1 protein-coding gene is annotated in these 1,201 nt (G+C 39.8%); it reads right to left on the bottom strand.

The genetic code is table 11. From position 1 onward, the window contains the following. Positions 1-16: 16 nt before the first annotated feature. Positions 17-1,131 (bottom strand): IS3 family transposase gene (locus tag H5119_RS19905; protein ID WP_182703466.1). Its coding sequence is split into 2 segments (ribosomal slippage): positions 17-879 and positions 879-1,131, totalling 1,116 coding nucleotides; the frame shifts between segments, so codons are not numbered across the junction. Between the last annotated feature and the right edge of the window lie 70 nt (positions 1,132-1,201).

Genomic DNA, 1,201 nt, shown 5'->3' with positions numbered 1-1,201 from the left:
GGTAATCCCCCCATTTTTAATGGAGGCTATCTGTAGAATTTCCGTTGTTTAACTTTTCCAGTTTTTGTATGGGTGTTATCCCACCTATGCCCATGTTAGGGCGTTCATTATTATAAGTCCATAACCAATCGGTAGCTTTATCTTGTAACTCACTAATATCACTGTAAATATAATGACTTAGCCAGTCATACCTAACCGTTCGATTAAACCGCTCTACATAAGCATTTTGTTGCGGGTTACCGGGTTGAATAAACCGTAATTCGATATCATTATTCAACGCCCACTCTGCTAATTTATGGCTAATATATTCAGGCCCATTGTCACACCTGATAGCTTTTGGTTTACCGCGCCATTCTATAATTTGATTTAACGAGCGGATCACACGTTCAGCAGGCAGTGATAAATCAGCGTCAATAGTCAGCCCTTCACGATTAAAGTCATCAATGACATTAAACAACCGACACGCTCTGCCATCCGCTAATTGGTCATGCATAAAATCCATTGACCAGCATTCATTGATGGTTTCTGGTACTGCCAATGGTTCAGGCTTATCTCTATTTAAGCGTTTCCTAGGCTTGATCCGCAAGTTTAACTCAAGCTCACGATAAATGCGGTAAACGCGCTTATGATTCCATGTGTAGCCTTTAACATTGCGTAAATATAAAAAACATAAACCGAATCCCCAATTTCGCTGACATTGGCTTAAATCCAATAGCAACGCTGCAATTTTCTCATTTTCATCAGATAGTTTAGGCGTATAGCGATAGCATGTTTCACTTATCATGAAAGTACGACAGGCCAAGGCAATACTCATTTTATTTTTGCTAACGACTTCATGTGCCAAGACTTTGCGCTCAGAAGCCTTTACCACTTTTTTGCCATTGCCTCCTGAATGACCTCAGATTTTAGCCGCTCTTCAGCATACATTTTCTTTAAACGGCGATTTTCATCTTCAAGCTCTTTCATTCGTGTCATTAAAGACGCATCCATGCCGCCGTATTTAGCGCGCCATTTATAAAAGGTTGAGTTGCCCATGCCATGTTCACGGCATAGCTCAGGAATAGGTACGCCACTTTCTGCTTGTTTTAAAATGGCAAGGATCTGACTATCTGTAAAATGTGCTTTTTTCATAATTTTCTCCTGTGTTTACAATAAGAGAAAATTCTACATTTGGCATCTATTATTTTTAGGGAGGATTACC

The organism is Pseudoalteromonas sp. SG45-5, from assembly GCF_014164085.1.
Taxonomy (GTDB): domain Bacteria; phylum Pseudomonadota; class Gammaproteobacteria; order Enterobacterales; family Alteromonadaceae; genus Pseudoalteromonas; species Pseudoalteromonas aliena.
This window is presented reverse-complemented; position numbering and strand designations above follow the sequence as displayed.